Below are 20,609 nucleotides of genomic sequence, written 5' to 3'. Positions count from 1 at the left end.
AAAATTGAGGCAGCCTCGGCATGAGCTCCAGTCGCCTCCCACTCCACGCCCCCCAAGACGGTCAGCACTTCTATTACGGACCAACCGTCGGGGCAGCCCAAAGAATACGATGCTGAGAACGGTCGCGCTACGTGGGCACTGGGCCGACTTTCTTTCCCGCGGCCTTCATGAGCTGCTCGAATTGCTTGCGAGCCAGCTTCCAAGCATCTGCCTTGAGCGGCACGCCGCATTCCCCCTTGCCTTTGCAGGTATTTTGCCCTGGATACCCGCCACATCCACCAGTTCCCTTGCATTCGTTCACGCCAGCGCAATCATGCTTCGCAACCGCTGCGCAAGAGCTTTGACCGGCACAATCATGCTTGCCTTTCCCCTCGCCCTTGCAGGTGTTCAACCCTTTGCAAGTGTTAGGCGCAGCAATTAGCAATGCGGGATCAAGTCCAAGATCGGGTTCCCCTTCCTTTTTAGTTTGGCCATTCGCAACTTGGCTTCCAGCAGCGAGACCACCAACTGCCACTAGAGCAAGGCGTCCGAAGTTGCGGCGTCCAATATTTGTGTGTTGCATCAATCATAACTCCAAAAACTTAGGTGCGGTTACTTACGAGCCGCAGGTCTACTCCTGACGGGCTGAACCAAGTCTAAGGCACAGCAACTTCTGCCAATGTGAGATTCCACACATTCACTTCTCGGATAGTCAGAAACACTGAGAATGGGTGAAATCGTTAAGGTTCCATACTCTGATTTGCTGTTCAATGACGGAGCAGCGCACGCGTTAACTCCAAAACGTCCATAGCGAAATAGAACCCAACCAGAATTGAGCAACCTACGCTCACGGCAATTGGGTAGTTCCAACCGGGCGCGTCCATAACTTGTGGGATCAAGCCTACCGCTAAAGCAGGAGGAACGTGTTGGTCGATGAGCTTGAGAATTGCAATGCCTAATGAAACAGTCAACATGGTGGAGACAATCCCCACACCAAGCACTTCAACTGCCCAAACGCCGCACAAAGCAGTTGCGGTACAAGCTAGTGGCAGCCTCCATGGTATTCTTGCCCACGGACAGACAGATGTGTATGCAAATATTTCGAAGGCGATAACGACCAATGGCGGAAATAGAATCAAGCGTTTTCCGGTGCAGTGAACTGCGACAAGCAACAGCACGACAACTGCAATCAGCTTGCAGGCCCACACGTATCTCAGTGGTAGCAAATCCCGAACATTATCCGTCGCCTCTACCCGATCGATCGACACGAGTGGACGATGTCGACGGCACAGCAAAGACTACGAACGAAATCCAAAATCGAGCGAGGCGATGATCCAAGTCACCATGATCACACTCATGCTCAAAAGACTGGAAAATGCGTAAACAACATTTTGAAGACACGCTCTTAGCGCACTTGGCAAGCATGGTGCGAGCCAGCAGGCTGCCCCCCTTGGTGATGCGGCCGTCGCGATCGGTTTCACCAAACTAAAACTGTCGAGGCACCATGCCAAAGTAGGCCGGCACAGTAGCCGAGTCTCGGATCATTTGTTGATGAACCAGAATCGCTGCTGGTTTTGCCTGGAATTGCCCGCGAACAATTAACAGTGGATCGATCTTCAGGGGAGTGATCGCCGATCGACGCGAACCGACGGATCCTTTCCGAACAACCGGCTAAGTTTGGCTCCGTTTTGACAGATCAATCGTATTGAACGACTTACATTATTCCTAGAAAGAAGAGCCAAGCGTAGGCAGCGAGCTGATTCGACGCATTGATGTCAACGTTGAGGACGACATTGACGCGTTCATCTTCCAAGTGAACGAGGCGCGGCTTCAAGCTAATGATTTGTTTCGCGGCCGTTACCAGCGCAGCGAATTCAACACGCTCAGACGGCTCACCAGCGAAATTTTCTTCACGGCACTGCTCTTCAAGCTCTTGGCTCATTTCCGCATAGCGAGTCTGAAGGGCAGACATGGCTTTCAAGGCCGACGATTCGTCGTCGCATCCAAGTAATATTTTCACTCGAAATCGATCGGAGTCGAGTGGGAAGTCAAAACGAACTCCGAAGGTACGAGCGTGCTTGAAGCAGTCCAGTCTTTCATGGTTCCAGTCCTGTGTGCCAGCGATCTCTTTATCAGAGCAAATCAAGCTAATTGTTCCGCCGCTGAGTTCCGTCCAGTCCTGGTTCCAGCGGTTTGCGTCCGCATCAATGGAATCCGATTTCCCAGCTAGGAACTCACACAGTTCTGTTGGAGCTCCAGCGAACTTCGGTTCAGACTCGACCAGGCGCAATTCGCTCATTCCGAATACGATGCTGGACTCGTCTCCAGGTAGCTGAGCAACGCAGACTGGCATTGGTCCCAATGCCGGGATCACTGGAAGCTGATAGTATTCCGCGCCCAAGTGCGATTGCCTTTCAGCGTCAGGAACGCACTCGCTAATCCACTGGTCTAGATTTCGATTAGTCTTCAACTGCAGGACGAACAGACGTCCGCCGAAAGCGATGCTGCCTGTTGTCTTCTGCGTGTCTGGGTCTTTTCTGTTGTGCACGGACAGAACCGGGCGTGCAGCAATAAACTCAATGTTTTCAAGTCCACCGAGTGCTTGGATCCAGTCCGCATTTGCATTCGGCCCCAGGGACGCCATCTCTGCCACCACCGCATTAATCATCGTTGCCAAGGTGGGCTGTTGCATCAATTGATCGAGTTGAATGACAAACATACCGTGCTGGTTGTTTCGCATGAGCCTCTGAGTGACCGGCTCATTGGAACCCGTATCGATTTTGATTTTACTCACTCTCGCCACACGAGCGACTGGTTCATTCTGGGGCGACTGCGCAAACGCTCTCAGCCCAACGACACCGCTACCGGACATCAGTAGCAATAGCGCAGCCATTGCACCGCCCAAATGCGAAGACGCAGACTTCCTTGAGTTCTGTTGATGGTTCAACATTTTGATCCTCCTGATCAATTCCCCTGAAAACACTGGCAACAGACTGCCTGTTGCTCGAATCGATGAATGGTCGTCTTGGCGTAGCGCCAGTTGCGTCAGAACACGAAGGTAGACGCGTGAACTGCCAATGGCCTCAGCAGCCAGGCGGTCGGCCGCCAGCTCTTGTAGCAACGCCAAGTGGCGTGAAAGCAGGTAGACGAGCGGGTGATACGCGTGGATGGTCTGCAGCAGCGCTGCGAAGGCCCGCCACCAACAGTCTTGCCGAGACAGGTGGGCTAACTCATGCGCAATCACTGCACTCCGCTCCTCGTCGGACCAGTGCGCCCAGGATTCCGGGAGCACGATTGCCGTTTCTCCCCAACCAAAGGCTGCAGCACATCGCAATTTCGGCGACTCTAGCAGCTTCACTGTGGCATTGATATTCATGCGAACGGCGAGCCTCCGTGCATGGTCTTGGAGCGAATCGTCTTTGATGGCTTTTGCATTCTTGCGTAGACACCAGACAAAGGAGGCTGCAAGAAAAAGACGGACGATGCCGATCAGAAGCGATAACAGGATCACAGTCGCCAAGAGCCAGAAGTATCCGCTCAACTCTGCGATTGGTCGGGCGCTCGAATTTGTCCCCGAAGAAATCCGAGCACGAATCCAATCGAAGTCGACCCAAAAGGAAGCATCTTGAATCGCAGCCGACGATTTGTGGTCCTCGCTATCCCCCGTCTCGCTTGTATTCTCTGATGAAGTGAACGCAGGGCTTGGAAGCGACGAGGGAGTAAGAGGCGCAATCACGCAACAAGTTGTAGCGAGCATAAGCAAAATCATGCCGTTACAGACGCGAGTGCCAACACGCGCGTCGCGACGCTCAAACCAGTACATGCCAGCCAGCGCGATGCTCGCAAGTACCGTTACTTGCACGACACACCAAACGAAAGCGATCGACCAATCACTCATTGGATTGATCCTCAAGAATTTGCGTCAAAAACTCGCGCTCTTTCTTGGTAAGTTTCTGCGTCTGACCAAGCAGTTGGACCAATAAGAGCTCTCGAGAGCCGCCATAAACTCGTTTCAACAGATCCGTGACGAGACTGCTCGAGATATCGTTAAATGAACGCACAGGTCGATAGCGAAATGGCCGCTCCGAATTTACCGGCTCGACGTACCCCTTATCGACAAGAATCCTTACGAGATTCGCGACAGTGACGTAGACACGATCGACACCGGTCGCGGCTAAGGCATCACGCACTTCGGTCGCGGTACAATCGCCACGCTTCCAGAAAACGTGCATGACCTCCAGTTCGCGCTGGGTCAGTTCTTTACTCGTCGGTCTTGCCATAATCCTTGCTCACCATTGTTACAACAACCAAATTTGGTTACTAAAATATAGGCAATGCGCGAGGCCACCACAACACCAGTCGTGTTCCATCCAGTTGAATTCCATGCAAGCCAACCTCAAACGGGGCCAGAGCAGGAGAGGTCATCGCGGCGACTGCGGTTTAGGGTGGGGAAGCTGGGCGGTGAATGGGGCGATTGAGTGTTTGATGTGCGCCTGGGTATCGCTTGCTGAAGTTTTTTTCACGCCTGTGGCGGCTACTTGGATTCCAAGCAGGTTCAGCGATTGGAGTTCCGTCACCACATGGAGATGCTCCAGCCCTGAGTCGGCTACCATGGTCCCCTGTACGGTAACCGTACTCCCAAATCAGTCGCTTGGCGATCACATTTAGGTAGGTTTCCACATGGGTAAGCGTACACCACAGCCAGTCGTCATACGTGGATGCTCAACTCTATGCGGAAGCTGCGAAGCAATGCCCTGAGCTGATGGAGGCCATTTTTTTCCGCGACGTTGGGCCAGAAGCCGCCTGCCGTCATGGAGATCTCGTGAGAGAATCGGTCGCTGAAACGCAACAGCATCGCGTACCACTGCACCTGATTGCCAACAGTCATACCGTTGCTAAGACCGCTTGTTAGGTGCGGCTGATACCGGAACAATGTCTGTCGACAATTACCTTGAACTTCGAAGCTGATTTCAAGAGAGACACTTATGCCCGATGAAGCCGGCTCAAAGTCAAATTCAGAAGCAAAACCATCAGGCTGGTTGATGCATCAATGGGTCGTTGCCGGAATCGTATCGTCGGCCGCACGGTTCATCCCCGTTCCTTTCGTCGACGGCTATGTACAGTCGCAGTGCCGCCGCTACGTAGTGAGACGTACGCTGGCAGCTCACGAGCGACCAGAATTGCTCCGTGAACTGACACCCTATTTCGACGACGGAAGCGGTTGCTTAGCAGGGTGTGTGGGTTCGATTGTGAAGGTGCCGCTCAAGTTGCTGCTGTTCCCCATTAGGAAAATCATTTCCATCGTGACATCCATTCGTGGTGTGCCACTGGAAATAGTGCGAACGGTATTGCTTGGACGGACACTCGATCGCTACTTGAGAAATGGTCCTGTCGCGATCAATGACTTGTCCGCTAAGCACATGCGAACCGCGTTCGACGCGGCATTCGCCAGAATGGACTTTCACGTCGTGCAAGCGGCAATGGCAGACGCGCTATCCAGTGTCGGTGGCTGGAAGTCCGCGGCGATCAAATGTGCGAAGAGCCTGGCTAATGGTAACGAATCAGCAGAGCCCCAAATTGAATCGGAACCGAAAGTCGACGACGGAGCGACTAACGTACAGCAAGTGCTGGACCGACCGGAAACGCTCGAACTATTCGCTAAGTTTGACCAAAGGTTTGATGAAATCCTGAACGGACTACCAACCGCAAAACTGTGGCCTTAATGGGACGCGTCCCAGCACGACCGCCCCGACAGTACACGCCGGAGCTCAGTTGCCGCGATCAATCGCATCGACGCAAAACGGCGGACTCCCCCCGCTCTGGACGATCAAATTTCTTGCCAACGGAAACTGATGCGAACGGCTTTCGAGGAAATGCATCAGATAACCGGCCGTGTTAGGGAAAATCACGAGGTCGCCGACACTGATGCCATGTCGAAATCTCATTTTCCGCAGCGACAGCTGTTCCGATTCCGTACAGTACGCTCCGACCAAATAGCCTTCAATCGCGTCCGAGGGTAGCGAGCTTGGTTCGCGATCGACAGGCACCACAATCGGATCGACAAGAAAATCGTCGCTGGACGTACGGCACTGCGTGCGGTTCATGGCGAGCCCGATAAACCAGTCGCCGGAGTGATGGCGTTTACGGAATTCAACGCGTGCGACCGTCATGCCGCAACCGTCAAGAAGGCTGCGACCAGGTTCGCTGCGAAGTTCCAGTTTGCGATGTCGGATCGCTGCCGCAATGTCCTCTCGATCGTCAAACTCTGCGTCCAAAATTCCTGCAAACCAGTCGGCACGCGTTGGGGACTGATAAAACGGATAGACGTGCGGTTTTCCTTGAATATATCCTTCGATATTCTGCAGCCCTAAGCCGTGCGAGCGATACGTGATCGCGGCGCTGTCTTCTCCAAGCAGCGATTGTCGCAACTGCTCCCAAAACGCGAACCACTGTTGTTCGTCGTCCAGGTAGCTTATCGGAAATCCTCCTCCGATGTCCAGGAACTGCAGCTCGTGGCCGCGCTCCCGCAGTTTTTCGATCAAAGGTAGCGTTTGCTGGATCGCCGAAATTCGCTGCTTCGCGCAGTATCCATCCAAATGAAAGTGCAATCCGCTGACGCGAGCCGCGCGCTTCAACGTTTCGGGCCAGCGTGAATCGATCAGGGGCAGCACGTCGTCGATGTCGAAGCCAAAGCGGGAGTGCAGCTTCTGGCCATCATTCCGAAAACCGCTCACACGGATAGCAAGTGAAATAGTTTGATTTGCGCATCCCGCCGCGAGTCGCGTTACGGAGGCAACTTCATCATCGTTGTCGATGGCGAGCGTTACGCTATGCTGCATGCACTTCGCGATCAGCAAATCCGTTTTGATGGCGGCTGTGCAAATGATACGCTGGCCGGCGATGCCTCGGTCCAGAACTTGCTGCAATTCTTCTTCGCTAGCGACATCCACACCAGCGTCCGCCTGCGCCGCAGCATCGACAAATGTCAAACACTTGTTCGCCTTCCGCGCGAAGAAAGTCCGGAACGAGACCTGTCTCCGTTCAGCCACGGCGTTCAGTTCTGCGATGTTCCGAGACATCGATTCTGAATGCAGCAAATTTACTGGCGAACCGAACTCGCGTACGGCAGCGTGCAGTCTCCGCCCGCCGTCCACCGTGATGGCATCTGTCATCCACGGTTCCAGCCGCGCCGATAGTGGTGCAAGCCCGACGCAGCGAGAACGCAAATCGTGTGCAGGATTGAGTGTAGCGTAGTTCATGGTTGTAAATACGAGGTGTGAGGTAATAGAATTCGAACGGCTTCCGCGTCAATCTGGCAGCGCCCCGTTTACCGCAACTGAATTCGTCAAGAATTCCGAGACCTTCCTAAGGATTTTGAAGGTCTGCGTGGACTTCCGCTACGGCAAGGCGTTTTTTTTGTGCATGCGATCCCCCCCCTTTACGACGGCAGCATCCCGTCGTGAAGAAGAGCTCAATGAGTGGTATACCGTCACGACAAAACAGGACAACCGCGTTGCACGACGCTGGCTGCCCAGTGATTGACATGCTGATGGAGCGTACGGCTGAGTGTATCGTTTCCGAGAATGCAGCCCTCTGTCGGCCGACCAAGGATTGCCAAGCCAGCTGTGTCGGTTTTGCCATCGTTCACTGGCTGCCCTTTGCTGTCGACTTCAATGCCCTGCGTTCCATGCAGACGCCGGATGACACCGCGCTTGAGCAATGGGGCGAGAGGACCATTCTGGCTGACGTTTAGCGGTGACGGAATGACAGCGTTCACGCAATGAGTAATTTCCATTTCAAAATATTCCGCGCGCAACCGCGGTTGCTGCTCCGCTGTCAATCCGAGTTCACCGCTGACAAATCGTAGATCAATAATACCGGCATCGATCAGGGCCAGAATTCGCCGTAGGTTCTCCGCCGGAGGGCCAAAGGCGATTCGTTCCATTTCCTGCGCGATCCGTGTAAACGCCGGCCAGGCCTCAGCTGACAGTCCGCCGTGGCTGATCTTCTCCACAGTAGCTGGATAGAGATGTCGCCAAGCCTCTGCCAATGCCCACGCAGCATCGACGGGATGTTGTCCCAGGGCGATGGCAACGGATCGCCGCATCGCATCCGCTACTGTTGCAGCGTCCTGCTTTCCGCAGCACCAGAGCTCGAAAAATTCGTCAATCGGTGAACCGTCGCTCGGTTCATGCCCATTCTGCCTGTTCACCAGCGACCATGCTGCCCTCGCGCACTGGCTAACGACAGGCCAGAATTGTTCGCCAATAGACAGGGCGTTCAACGGTGCAGCTATTTCAGAAATTTGCGTTCGCCCACGTTGCCAGATGCGGGCTAGATCTACGCCGGAGGCGATTCGTGGCGTCAACGGCTTAGCCAGCATCGGTCTTCCGCTGCGTGAAAATGGTATAATGCATTTCGGTTCGCTGCCGCTGGGATAGTACTTCAATTGGTCGCCAACCTTGTCAAACTTCCCCCCACGTCCAATTGTCAGCGACAGTGCGGCATCGATCCATGACAAACCGAATCCTCGCACGGCAACTACCGATGCAGCAGGAATGGTCGACAGATGAAGGCGTATGTTCACTGGAAAAACGGGCGTCAGCTCTATTCCCGAAACGCCTTCTGACGCCGCTATTGTCGATTCTCGCCAACCTTCATGACCAACCGTGATCACGACTTCCTCCGCGTCGACGCAGTAGCCTTCCGTACCGGTAATCCGCCAGCGACCTTCATTTTGGAAGACATCGGTTACGGATTGCCGCACGATGGAGATCTCAGCGATCAGACTCAGGCGATCGACAACTTTACAGAAGCAATCGTGCAGATACCGGCCAACGACAGCTCGCGGCATGAAAGCTTCGGGTTCCCCATGTCCGTCACCGCGATCAGCCAGCCAGTCCACGAGATTCAGTTCATCGTCAAACAGGGAATCGTTCCGGCACCATGCATCGATGTGTTTCGCGGCGAAGTTCATTCGCAACCAAGCGGGTTGGTCAAGATCATAAACGGCTCCTGCACCGCAATGTTCTGCCGGTTCAACGATCGTTATATGATGCGGCTGACAACTCGGCCCGGTGCCATTGCAACGAAAGAGCTCGTAACAAAGTCGCTCAAGGCAATACAAGCCTCTCGGCCCGCAGCCGACAATCGCGATTTGCCGACCGGTCACGTCAGCCGACGGTGTGGAATTGGAAGTCGTTTGCTGATTCATTACATCGCTTGAAGCATGTCGCCGTGCATGGAAACTCGCGCCGCTAGTTGTTCGGGCGCCACCCCCAGCTTCGACTGCACCCAGTCGTCGTTGTAGACCGTGTCCATGTATCTCGCACCAGAATCGTGCAGTATCGCAACGCACCGCCGCCCCATCAGTTCCGATTGCATTGAACGCACAACCTCCAGCACGCCGCCTGCGGAGCCGCCGACCAAAACAGCTTCCCGATCCGCCGCGCGACGGCATCCAACCACGCAGTCGAAATCGGAAACTCGCCGAACTTCGTCAAACGTCTGATCTTTCGCTAGACGCGGCTTGCGGCCAGCTCCCAGACCGGGAATCAGTCGTTCGCCCAACTTTCCGCCAAACAGCACACTGCCCTCCGCATCCACAGCCACGACCTTCACGTTGCGGCCTTTGCTCCGCAGGTAATCGCGACACCCCCGAGCGGTCCCGGTGCTACTGGTGGCCACAAACAGGAAATCGAAATCACCATTCAAGGCCTCGTCGATCTCTCGAATGGTGCCTTCAAAATGCGCTTGAGGGTTTTGCAGATTGGCATATTGATTGGGCCAAAAACTGGCTGGCGTTGAATGCAGAAGCTGTCGAACTCGCATCAATCGAGCGGACAAATAGCTGCCGCCGAAGGGTTCGGACACCTGCTCAATTTGCGCCCCGAGCGCTCGCATAATGGCGATATTTTGCGGCTGCGCATGAGGATCGACGACGCAAATAAGTTGCAGGCCGTAGTAGCGGCATGCCTGAGCCAAGCCGATCCCCATGTTGCCGGAAGACGATTCCACGATGGTCGTGCTTTCATCAATTTCACCAGCCGCGATTGCGTGGTTCAGCATCTGGAGCGCCGGACGATCTTTCGCACTGCCGCCGGGATTCATCGCCTCCAGCTTCGCAAAGAGTTCGACCGACGGCTCGTCCAGAAAACGACCGAAACGAACCAGAGGCGTGTGGCCGACGGTATTCAGGATTCCCTCTGCCACTGGAGCGTCTGGAAGCGAAGGCGGTATGATCATCATGGACGGGTTCTTTCTGCTCAAGGAATGGACCTGAGGCCTCAATCTCGAGTGTGTGTCACTCCAGGCCGATGAACCGAGGAAGGCAAAAGCTGTGCCGAATCCCACCATTTAGCATCGCAGCGATCCGCGTACTTGGCAGAATCTCACAACATCCGGGCCAGCTAACAGAATCATATGGGCGACTAGGGGTATGCGTTCAAGAGCAGCGGGCGAAAACGAATCGAAAGGTGCCTCGTTGGTCGGTCAGCAACCAGGCACGCATTGCCGTCGGGCGTGCAGGGCCGAATCGGGTTTGGCAAACGGTTCGCAGGCCCAATCTACGCGCTCTGTAGTTATTGGTTCAAGTGATTTTCGAACTGGAATAGACGAGCGTGGGCCTGCAATTGGGACTTACCAGTCGGCCTGGAGATCGTCTCGATAAACGGTCCTTCGAGACTTGCAGTGGCAGGTCGAAAATTGCTGAGATAAACACAACCGGCGGCTGTGGAGTAGGAAACTGGGTTCGCTCCTGCGACGAGACAGCCCTTCTCGTCGAAAAGAGTGTTCACGTCACCATTATTCCAGCCGCTTCTTCGCCAGTGCCAAGTCGCTTGAGAACTGCTGCAGCTTCTGCAAACGCAACGCCTTGTCCGGAGTTCGTAGAATGGCCGCCGGGTGCCACGTCGCGATCGTCTGGTTACAGCGTTCCGTCGAAACGACTTGTCCTCGCTGGCGAGTCACATTGAAGCCGGGGTCGATCAACGCTTTGGCAGCGGTGGCTCCCAGACAAACAATCACACTGGCTTCAGAAAGGTGGTCCAGCTCTGCTTCCAGCCAAGGCTTGCAGCAACGGATTTCGCGGGCGTTGGGTTTCGCGTGCAGACGCTTTTTCCCCAGAGGTGTCACAGTTGTCGTGTGTTTGAAATGCTTGACCACATTAGTGACATACACGGACGAACGATCGATCCCGGCCTGCTGCAGCGCGTCATTCAGCAGTTGGCCAGCAGGGCCGACAAAAGGAATTCCCGCGAGGTCTTCGCTGTCGCCCGGTTGCTCACCGACAATCACCAGTTTCGCGGTAGTGGGGCCGACCCCGAAAACGGTCTGTGTCGACTCACGAAACAGGTCGCACACTTGACATTGTTGAGCGAGTTCCCTGACGCCGTCCAATCTCTGCGATAGTTCCGGCTGCGATTGAATCAGATCGGTTGCAGTTCGCTGAAAGCCTTCGTTCCGCTCGATCATTTCTTGCACTCGGCGCGGCGCGTCCTCCAGAAGATCGTCGATGATCTTCGTTTCTGGCAATGTAGGCCAGTGTTTGACCGGCATTTCACTCTTCATCATGCTGGTCTTGATGCGAGCCGGGTTGAAGATCGATCCGTAGTACGTCAACCACAGTTCTTCGAGCTCATCGGAATCGGGCGCTTCGCTGCGAGCGACCCCCGAACCGTACTGCAGTGTTTTTTGATCCCACACAACGGATTCCGATGGCGTCAGAATTGTCCAGTGCATCGCCTTAAAGCGTCTGGCGAAGAAGGGCGCCACGCGTTTGACGATGCGGTGGTCTGGACGGTGCCAGGCAATGTAGTGCTCGACACCATCCCGATCAACCTTGCGAAACCGCACGAACGCTTTCATTTTATGAGAGTCCCGACGCACCGCCTTCTCCATCGTCGCCATCCGATGCATGTCGTCGTCCGTCGTGATCTCGAGCAGGTTTGGCTCTCCGTGCGTTAACCGCCACAGGATCCGATACAACAGATTCCAGCGTCCCGAGTCACGATGAAAGCTGACGGTTTCCGCCAGACTCAGAAACGGACGCGGAACGGCATTTCGCTTTACACTGCCCAGGGGCTGAGGCAAAGCGTTCACTCCACCGCCATCGAACAGCGATGGTTGGCCATCGATTCTATTAAAACGCAACGATTCCGGTGGAACTTCAGCCCATAAGAATCTTCTAGCGGTGTCGCGCCAGTCCTGGAAGTCTGTGGCTGTGACGATGTGCATAATCAGACGGGAGGTCTAGAACTCCCCTTTCAACGCTTCGCCGAACGCATCGAACAGCGTCAACTGCTTCGGTTTGGGAGTAACAAGCTGCCGTAGATCCTGCCGGTCGAGATCACCGAGCGACGGATTGTGATCGGCGGTAATGACGAAACTCTTCGTCCGCTTCCAGACGACTCGCATCTTTTTCAGATCTTCCGTCCGCAGTGCGTGGTGCCGACGAATCGAAAGCATGCGTTTCACATTGCGAGCGCCGATGCCGGGAATTCGCAGCAGTTGCTCTCGCGTCGCTCGGTTGACGTCGATCGGAAAATATTCACGATGAGCCAACGCCCACGCAAGTTTCGGGTCGATGTCGAGATCCAGATTACGATCCTCGCGGACCACGATCTCGTCTACGTCAAAACCGTAAAATCGTAGCAGCCAGTCGGCCTGGTACAGGCGATGTTCGCGAATCAGCGGTGGACTCTTACCCGGCAGTGCAGCATCCGCGTGAGGGATTGGGCTGTAAGCAGAATAGTAAACACGCCGAAGCTCGTGAGCGGTGTAGAGCTCGTCGGCTGTCGCCAAAATGGCATCGTCGGACGTTGCTGTCGCTCCCACGATCATCTGAGTACTCTGCCCAGCGGGCGCGAACGAGGGAGGTTTGTACCCGGCGTTGCGATCGCTCTTCGTTTCCTCAATCTTCTCTTGAATCCCGTGCATGGCTTGCGTGATTTCAGGCTTCTTCTTTTCCGGTGCCAGTTGCTTCAGGTCCAACTCCGTCGGCAGCTCGATGTTGACGCTTAATCGGTCGGCCCACATTCCGGCTTCTTCGATGAGTTTCTCGTTAGCGCCCGGAATTGTCTTCAGATGAATGTAGCCGCCGAATCGGTGTTTTTGACGCAAGTCTTTAGCCACTTGAGTTAGCTGTTCCATCGTGTAGTCGGAATTCTGAATAATGCCGCTACTCAAAAACAGGCCTTCGACATAGTTGCGTTTGTAGAAGTCCATCGTCAACTGGACCACTTCGCCCACGGTGAAGCGGGCGCGTGGCGTGTCGCTGCTGACGCGGTTCACGCAGTACTGGCAATCAAAGATGCAGTAATTCGTCAGCAGAATTTTCAGTAAAGATACGCACCGGCCGTCTGGCGTATAGCTGTGACAAATCCCCATGCCTTCCGTGCTACCAATTTGGCTACCTGCGCGAGTGGACTTGGAACCGCTGCTGGAGCATGATGCATCATACTTGGCCGCATCGGCCAGGATCTCCAGTTTTTGCTGAACGTCTCGAGACATTATTAGACGACTTCCAAATCTTGGCCTTGCTAGCCGGGAAGATGACGCTGAAATCCTATAAAAGCTTGACGGCTGGCTTCCTGAGTTTTATTTTCGCAACGTCTATTTCCGTTCATTCAGCGTGCTTGCGTCCAGACCACCCTTCCAATCGCCATCGTCGTCGCGTTGCCCATTGGCCCACAAATGAACTTCCAGCGCAACGCTTAGCTCGACGTCACCAAACGGCCATGGTGCAATCAGCTCTGTCAAATCCTCACGCTGCCAGTTTTCAACTTGAATGCGATCGCAGGCCGTCATGAGCTGCTGCCGACGCGACATCGCTAACAATCATCTCTGCGGTTTTCTAATTCTACGGATCAAAACAGGGATGGATGGCCTCAACCGCTGTACATTGGGGGCATCCCTGGCCCCCAGAGTTCACTGCTCAGCGTTTCGCGATTCCCCACTTCCACACGCCGGCCTTCGATTGCGCGACGAGAGCTCGCAGAGATTCCTCAAAAGTTAAGAAGCTCGAGGAATGGATGAGGCTGAGACATTCTACGGACGCAACAGATGACGATGCAAATGTGAAGAAATGGCAAAGCAACTTTCGTGCCGACAAAGCCTGGAACACTTAGAATTATGAATTCCCGGCGGACCTGGGCACAAGCGACCGGATAGTCGGCATCCAGGCATGGTCGCTCAACCACCAGTCCGCTCCATTTCTGCGCGGTTTCCTGTAGTTTGAACGACCGAATAACGGGGTATCCGTTGAAAGCTCTAGATGTGCCACAAAGCAGAGAAGTGGAACGCCAAGAGTGCTTGTCCGACGCACCGGTTTTAGGAACTTCCAGCTCGCGCACCGTCACGTCCAAGATGCGCGCTGAGGTACACGGATTGCTGAGCAAGCGTATCTCGGAGAAAATTGGAGAGCTAAAAAACGGCGGATTCCGTTAAACAGGACTACGACGGCATCGCAGTCTGCTCGTGACAACCAAACGGTTGAGTCGTCTTCGGGTGCCTTTGTTCAATCAAGTCGGGCTTCACAACGAAAATTCCTACGCAACGAATAAAAGTGCCACAGCAATCCTGATCGCGAGCGGCATCGGTCAACTGGCAGCGAAGCGGCATGAGAGCGGATCGAAGTAGTCGCCATCTCGGCTGACGACGCTTTCCGACACCGCCTTCCAACACCGCCAATGATCTAACAACGAAAAAAGACTTTAGAAATCGGAAATGGCAGTGGAGCAAATCGCTCAATTACAACCCGAACAACGTTGGCGCAAGGCAGATTTTTCGATGCCCGCTTTAGAGTGCGCACATCGATTGATCGGCGCAACCTTTCTGTGGGATGGATGTGGGGGCATCGTCGTCGAAACGGAAGCCTATGCCGAACATGGTGACGAGGCCTGCCATACATTTGTTCGTCACCGAGCACGCGATTTCGTGCAACAGCAATCTGCTGGCACCATCTACGTCTACCTGAACTATGGCGTTCATTGGCTGTTCAATGTTCTGACCAAACATCGCGACTCGAACGGCTTTATCCTATTGCGGGCAATTGAGCCGACAACTGGTATTGAAACAATGCAACGCCGTCGTGGACGCGAGAGCCTTCGAGAGCTTTGTTCCGGCCCCGGTAAACTAACTCAGGCGATGGGCATTACGCCTGCATGCCACACTGGGAGCATCGTCTCGCCGGACAAACCTGCCCAGCGAGGCTTTTTCGGACATGACGACTGTGAGGTAGTAACCGACACTCGAATCGGAATCACCAAGGCAGCGGAGCTCCCATGGCGATTTCTGTTGAAGGACTCACCTTTCGTAAGCCGGAAAATTCGCAGCTAAGTTGTCCCCAAGGTGTTCCCTGCGTTGTTAAAACTGCTGGCGGGGCATCGACACATTCCACCTTAATCAGATTCCTAGATAACCGAGGGCGGCACCGGAGTCGGGCTTGCAAGCATTTTTCCAGTGGCCCCTCCGAAAAAAACGATTGGTGGCAGTTATTTGCCCGCCAAGGCAGGTATCGAGGATACTTTTGCTGCGTGCCCAGCGAAATCATTGGCAAATGCTACCGCACCGAAATCTTTCCCGATGCAAGTCGCACTTGAATCAACATCCGCTTACAGCTCGGCGACGTGATCTTAAGAGTCTCAACACCAGTTCGGGCGCACACGACCTCGGTTTGCTACATCAAATGTGCAGAAGGACAAAGGAGTTGTTACTTTGCTACTCCTGCGGTTCTCCCGCAATCTGAGGCATTTCAGACGCAAGTAGTTCTTCGAGTTCTTGAGTGCGAAGCATTGTGATGTTGGCGAAGTGAGGGGAGTAAACGTCGCCGTGTTCCTTGATAAGCGATTTGATCTCATCGAGCAAGGTCTTAGATTTTTTAATCTCGCCAAGTTGGGCGCAAGCGAGCGCTTGAAATGCCAGTGCGTACGTCAACGCGGGACTGCTATTATCCTTAGCCACGGTGTTAACTAGGACATTGAAGTCATCAAGCGAAGCCTGCCAGTTGCCTAATCGATAGTATGCCATGCCACGCGCGAAACGGGAAAACGCTGAACTCGAGTCCAAATCGATAGCTTGCTGAGCGTATTCAAGAGCTTGCGGATAGTCATGAAGGGATTGGTCCGGCGAGGCCGCCAATTGCCTTGAGATCATTCGTAGGACAGCTGGGCTTTCTGGTATCAAGACATTAGCTCGGTGAAGTAGTGCTAGTCCTTCTTTGTACTGTTGCTCATCTAGATAGCGGAAACAAATCTCCACGAACAACTTTTCAGGAGCAATCGAATTGGTCTCGACGTTCAATTGCAGTGCTTCTTGGACTAATTCTTCTGCTCTTTCGAGGTCTCTAACCGAGGGCTTGTTGCACATTTGGATTGCTGCATTCAATCGGAATTGAGCCGAATCAGGCCACGCTTTCAATGTCATATCCACGAATTGAGTGAACTCGGTTTTCTTATCGAGATTCGCATAAGCGACCAGCAGACTTTGGCGAGCATTCTCGTTCTCAGGCAAAAGTTCGTATGCGCGCTGATGCATGGCAAGTGCATCTTCAAGCCTCCCAGCCCATGTATAAACGTGCCCCAAATGGTTTGCTAGAGACGCCGTTGGCAACGCCAAAGGATCAGCAAGTTCACCATATTGAATGGCATAGTTGATGTTTTTTGGGGATCTATCTATTTGCGAAGCACGAAAAAATCCGTTGAAGATGCCAATATATAACCGGCTCAACTCTCGGTCGTCATGTGTGATCGCTTGAAACAGTGCTTGCGGTACACCGCTGTCTCCCTCTTCGAGACACTTAATCGCATAATTAAGAACAGTCGTCTTAAATTCTCTAAACTCCCGGTGTCCGCTACTAGCCCAGTCACGCTCATGCAAAAAATTGTCGTAAATTTGCTGTGTTTGCTTTTGCAGTAGCTTCTCCTCCAGCAAGCGCTTGGGGTCAACTGCCTTTAGAAATGTCAACTGAGCCATTCCATCCTGTTCATTCAGACAGATTGCTATGGATGCCTGACGGAGAGCTTCATCTTTTCGCGGCGGGAAGCTATCGAGGTAGTACTTGGCGAGGTAGAGATGCGCCAGATAATCGTCCGGTCGATCTTGGACTAACGCAGTCAATAATTGTTCGCACGCCTGATTGGGGGCAGTTAATTCTTGCTTTAAAGGAGCAATGGATAGCCGAAACCTGCCGAGAAGTCCTTGATATGAGCTCGTTCTGTCCCAAGTGCTCGGAATTCCAGATGCTACGTGTAGATTTAACTGTTCGAAATTCGGTGCCGTTTTATTGAGAACCAAGAAGAAGGTGGGTTCATCTCCGAGATTCGGGAGCTCCACGTAGCTATTGAAATCATCATCAAATGCATTTCCCATATCGGTGGGAAAGTCATAGTCAACAACAGGGAAATCCAAAGCACTCAGAGGCCTGCTATCGTCGAGTTTGTCCTCGCCATTGTCAATTTGTCGTTGGTTTGTGTTCGGTTCAACGGCGACCTCTCTCAGATACGCACGGGAGCTTCCCGTCTGCCCTAGGAATATTGCAGTGTCGTCTGGATCGTATTTGAAAAGCTCTACTCGAAGTACGCTGTGCGGATCGTTTGGTGCAGAGAATGGTAATGTAAAACTTGTGATGGTGTCGTCATGCGTCTTAAAGAGGATCGAACCGTCGTCCAGAAGTTCCCACATCGTGTTGGCTGGTGTTTGCAGGGGCTCAATCGGGACTGGAGTCCAGTGGAGGTCTGAAAAGTATTGCGAGGCTATATCGCTGCCATTTAGCTTGAAAATCTGATTCAGGATACTTGCGAGTACGTACGTAGGCTGAGCCAGCGATTCCGCCGACTTAATGAGCTCAACCACCTTAAGCAGATCCCCCTCAGATCGAGCCACTCGCATCTCTTTTCGCCAAGGATCGCTTTCAACTTCTTGCACGATACTGGCAAGTTTCAGGTGCATAGCCCGGTTCCCATCTTTTCCCTTGGTGGACCACCGGAAGCGACCAAGTATCTGGTCCGCCCATCGGTTGCTCGTGTGTGCGACAGTGACAATTTTTACGCGAAAACCTGCCTTATCAGAAAGCTCGTGATCAAATTCGTAGTAGGCTTCATGCGATCGCCCTCCACCGTATTCGCCATGCCACTTGTCTAGGGTAAATGGCCAAGTTTCCGTGTAATAGGACGCATCACCGTAAGCCAGCGGCACAGCATGATAATCTTGCGGGTTTGATTTCGGTGCAACAAATACTCTGAGTCCTGCAACGACAAATGTCCCATCCTCTGAGCGCCCGGGACCGCGACCTGGCAGCGAGTCATGTGTCATCGCTTCCAGTCGTAGGCCGGAAATCTCCGTTTGCTCGGTTTCAAAAATAATTTCGTACCCAGGCCCTGCATCCTCTCCGCTGACGAGAATGGAGTCATCGTCCAAGAATTCGAATTCATCCTTGGGATTGCCGGAACTTGCTTGAACCGGTTTCATCGGAGTCCAATCCATGGCCATCCAGTCAGCTAGCCTATTTTGCTCAACTAGCAATTCGCTCCATCGGTCAAGTGAATGGAGCACCGGCGTTTGTAAGGAACTGGGCAACTGGCTAACACGAGATACGACCGACTCGTTTGAGTCCCTTTCGAGCTTGATGCCCCACCTTGCAAAGGCTTGCTCGTAGAGCGACGCTGGATTCGTAACTCCAAGACTTGATGCTTGGTCATCATCGCGCGGCTCATCGCCCAATTCATTCAGCGTATCGTTGGGCTCTAGCGGCGCCGTACTCCTAGAAGCTCTTTGAGCAAAAAATTCTTGCTCAATATCCCAAATCTCACGTAGCCGAGCGACAAGCTCCTGGTCAGACTTCGCATCGGAGATCGTCCTGGTTAGTCGAGTAATCTCCGCTGCTAGCTCTGGATCTACCTCTTTTTCTGCGGCGAGGTTTTTAGCTCTATGGGCTGCCTCGAGGGCACGCTGAAGTTGATTGACCGTTGGCAAAATCTCGGACTGATCGACAATCGCCTCTGCCGTCGCCAATTCGGAGCGGATTTGCTGATTCAACTTGGATTGCCTGGCGCTCGCCAGCAATTCTGCTTCGGATTTCATGCGACCGATTTCCGCTTGATTCTGCTGAATGAGAATCCAACTTCCAGCACCGATTGCGAGTGCGAGCAGAGCTGATGCAGCCAGAGCGAGTTGGACTCTGCGTCGCTTGCGTTCTTCGGTCGCCCTTGTCTCCGATTTAGCGCGTTCCAGTTCTGATTTTCGCAGTCGCTCTTCGACGGACTCCAGATAGGATGCCAAGCGGTTGCTAAGTATCTGAGCATCTCGAATGCGATCGGCAGGTTCAGCGGAGATGCAATCTCGCGCAAGTGCGCATACTTCGTCGTCGGCTTCGCATCGCTCGAGTCTCTCGTGCGCGTCATCCAGATTTGCGCGACTCGCCATCCGCAGTAGCTCCCCGCCATTCCTACTGAAGTACGCGGGACAGCCCGTTAATATCTCGCAGAGAATTGAGCCTAACGCGAACACATCGGTTCGCTCATCCAGTTGATCAATTTCGCCAAGTGCTTGCTCGCGGGACATGTAAGCAGGGGTTCCCATAACGCTGCCCATTCGCGTCTGCGAGCCAACCGAATGATCTTCGTCGACGGTACTTCCCACCTCGCTACGGATCGTCTGAATGACGCTGACGTCTTTTTGTGTCGCTCGCTGCTTACGTTCATCTGCAACGCCTCCTATTGCAAGAACTTTGGCTAAGCCCCAGTCCATTACTTGAACCTCGCCAAAAGCACCGACCATGATGTTGGACGGCTTCAGGTCACGATGGATCACTCCACGAGAATGGGTGTAAGCCACTGTCTGGCAAACTTGTTCGAAGATGCCGAGGAATTTCGCCCGATCTTCACTCGGAGAACTCCGGGCGGCCAACAATGCAGACAGTGTTTTGCCTTTGACCAGTTTCATAGTGAAGAACGGACGATCATCCATGAACTTGCCCAACTCATGAACTGGCACGATCCCCGGGTGTTGCAACTGGCCACCAATCTGCGCCTCCTCGATGAAACGCCGCATGACCTCAGGTGACTCACGATGAGTATTGAGCAATACCTTAATTGCCAGATCCCGACCAAGATCCATGTCTCGTCCCTTGAGAACCACGCCCATGCCACCGCGCGCGATCTCACCGTCCAAACGATAACGACTGTTTCTTGGCAATTTCGCCGATGCCAACTCCGATGATTTGGGAATGACAATTGCTTCAGATTCATCCGAAGGTCTCAAATCGACACGCGGCACTCCGTTCATCGTGTGCTGGAGCGATTCGAGTACGCTGCAGTGTATCGAATTTAGGGCGTCCCGTCCCAGGTGCGCGTCGGAGTATTCCGCATACCCGGTAATCTGTTCGAGTCGACTTCCCTCCAACGCGTCAAAGAGTGATTGCACTTGTCGAGCGAGTGCGGGATTCTCGTTTGCTAATTTCTCGAATTCCGCCCGTTGGTCTTCCTCTGACCTTGGCGACATACATCGCAAGAATGCTTGTTTTACTTGTTGAGTTTGGGGTTCTGGCGATTCAGGTTGTCCGTTCATGCACTTCCAAGCTCGTGTAAAATTGCGATCGAACGAGAAACTTTCAGCTCAATCAGACTTCGGCAATT

The 20,609-nt window shown here is 53.6% G+C and carries 14 protein-coding genes; 4 read left to right on the top strand and 10 right to left on the bottom strand.

The genetic code is table 11. The features are described 5' to 3' along the window. Positions 1–127: 127 nt before the first annotated feature. Positions 128–562, bottom strand: a complete 435-nt coding sequence (locus Q31a_RS08755) for a hypothetical protein (protein WP_145076675.1) — start codon at positions 560–562, stop codon at positions 128–130. A gap of 368 nt (positions 563–930) precedes the next feature. On the opposite strand from Q31a_RS08755, the gene Q31a_RS30790 reads away from it, so the two are divergent. After that, positions 931–1,137, top strand: a complete 207-nt coding sequence (locus Q31a_RS30790; RefSeq protein WP_231691124.1) for a hypothetical protein — start codon at positions 931–933, stop codon at positions 1,135–1,137. 556 nt (positions 1,138–1,693) lie between these two features. Here the strand turns inward: Q31a_RS30790 and Q31a_RS08740 are convergent. Together Q31a_RS08740 and Q31a_RS08735 are read right to left on the bottom strand one after the other, a co-directional pair. Continuing rightward, positions 1,694–3,877, bottom strand: coding sequence for a M56 family metallopeptidase (locus Q31a_RS08740; RefSeq protein WP_145076671.1), 2,184 nt, complete (start codon positions 3,875–3,877; stop codon positions 1,694–1,696). Further along, positions 3,870–4,259, bottom strand: coding sequence for a BlaI/MecI/CopY family transcriptional regulator (locus Q31a_RS08735; RefSeq protein WP_145076669.1), 390 nt, complete (start codon positions 4,257–4,259; stop codon positions 3,870–3,872). Before Q31a_RS08735 ends, Q31a_RS08740 begins: the two co-directional genes overlap by 8 nt. Positions 4,260–4,693: 434 nt before the next feature. On the opposite strand from Q31a_RS08735, the gene Q31a_RS08730 reads away from it, so the two are divergent. Next, positions 4,694–4,891 carry a hypothetical protein gene (locus Q31a_RS08730; RefSeq protein WP_145076666.1) on the top strand — a complete coding sequence of 66 codons (198 nt, stop codon included), beginning with the start codon at positions 4,694–4,696 and terminating at the stop codon, positions 4,889–4,891. 73 nt (positions 4,892–4,964) lie between these two features. Then, entirely contained in the window at positions 4,965–5,702 is a 738-nt protein-coding gene (locus tag Q31a_RS08725; RefSeq protein ID WP_145076664.1) for a hypothetical protein, read from the top strand. Positions 5,703–5,747: 45 nt separating this feature from the next. On the opposite strand, the gene Q31a_RS08720 is transcribed toward Q31a_RS08725, so the two are convergent. The 6 genes from Q31a_RS08720 to Q31a_RS08695 form a co-directional block, all read right to left on the bottom strand. Continuing rightward, complete coding sequence (locus tag Q31a_RS08720) at positions 5,748–7,238, bottom strand: Y4yA family PLP-dependent enzyme (RefSeq protein WP_197356489.1); 1,491 nt, start codon at positions 7,236–7,238, stop codon at positions 5,748–5,750. Positions 7,239–7,468: 230 nt separating this feature from the next. Next, entirely contained in the window at positions 7,469–9,193 is a 1,725-nt protein-coding gene (locus Q31a_RS08715; RefSeq protein ID WP_145076662.1) for an FAD/NAD(P)-binding protein, read from the bottom strand. Continuing rightward, the gene (gene sbnA, locus Q31a_RS08710; RefSeq protein WP_145076660.1) at positions 9,193–10,227 is read right to left on the bottom strand and encodes a 2,3-diaminopropionate biosynthesis protein SbnA; all 1,035 of its coding nucleotides are present in this window, start codon (positions 10,225–10,227) and stop codon (positions 9,193–9,195) included. The genes Q31a_RS08715 and sbnA overlap by 1 nt, the downstream gene beginning before the upstream one ends. 555 nt (positions 10,228–10,782) lie before the next feature. Continuing rightward, a complete protein-coding gene (locus Q31a_RS08705; protein WP_145076658.1) occupies positions 10,783–12,213 on the bottom strand; it encodes a UdgX family uracil-DNA binding protein in 1,431 nt (476 codons plus the stop codon). Between the two features lie 15 nt (positions 12,214–12,228). Then, positions 12,229–13,488: a putative DNA modification/repair radical SAM protein gene (locus Q31a_RS08700; protein ID WP_145076656.1), complete on the bottom strand. Its 1,260-nt coding sequence runs from the start codon at positions 13,486–13,488 to the stop codon at positions 12,229–12,231. 102 nt (positions 13,489–13,590) lie between these two features. Further along, positions 13,591–13,806, bottom strand: coding sequence for a hypothetical protein (locus Q31a_RS08695; RefSeq protein WP_145076654.1), 216 nt, complete (start codon positions 13,804–13,806; stop codon positions 13,591–13,593). A gap of 897 nt (positions 13,807–14,703) precedes the next feature. Here Q31a_RS08695 and Q31a_RS08690 point away from each other — a divergent pair. Further along, positions 14,704–15,315 carry a DNA-3-methyladenine glycosylase gene (locus Q31a_RS08690; RefSeq protein ID WP_197356487.1) on the top strand — a complete coding sequence of 204 codons (612 nt, stop codon included), beginning with the start codon at positions 14,704–14,706 and terminating at the stop codon, positions 15,313–15,315. Positions 15,316–15,696: 381 nt separating this feature from the next. Here the strand turns inward: Q31a_RS08690 and Q31a_RS08685 are convergent, their stop codons facing one another. Further along, positions 15,697–20,541: a serine/threonine-protein kinase gene (locus Q31a_RS08685; RefSeq protein ID WP_145076652.1), complete on the bottom strand. Its 4,845-nt coding sequence runs from the start codon at positions 20,539–20,541 to the stop codon at positions 15,697–15,699. Positions 20,542–20,609: the final 68 nt, after the last annotated feature.

This window comes from Aureliella helgolandensis (genome assembly GCF_007752135.1).
In the GTDB taxonomy this organism is placed as follows: Bacteria; Planctomycetota; Planctomycetia; order Pirellulales; family Pirellulaceae; genus Aureliella; species Aureliella helgolandensis.
Note: the sequence above shows the minus strand (reverse complement) of the source record. Positions and strands in the feature narration are given on the sequence as shown.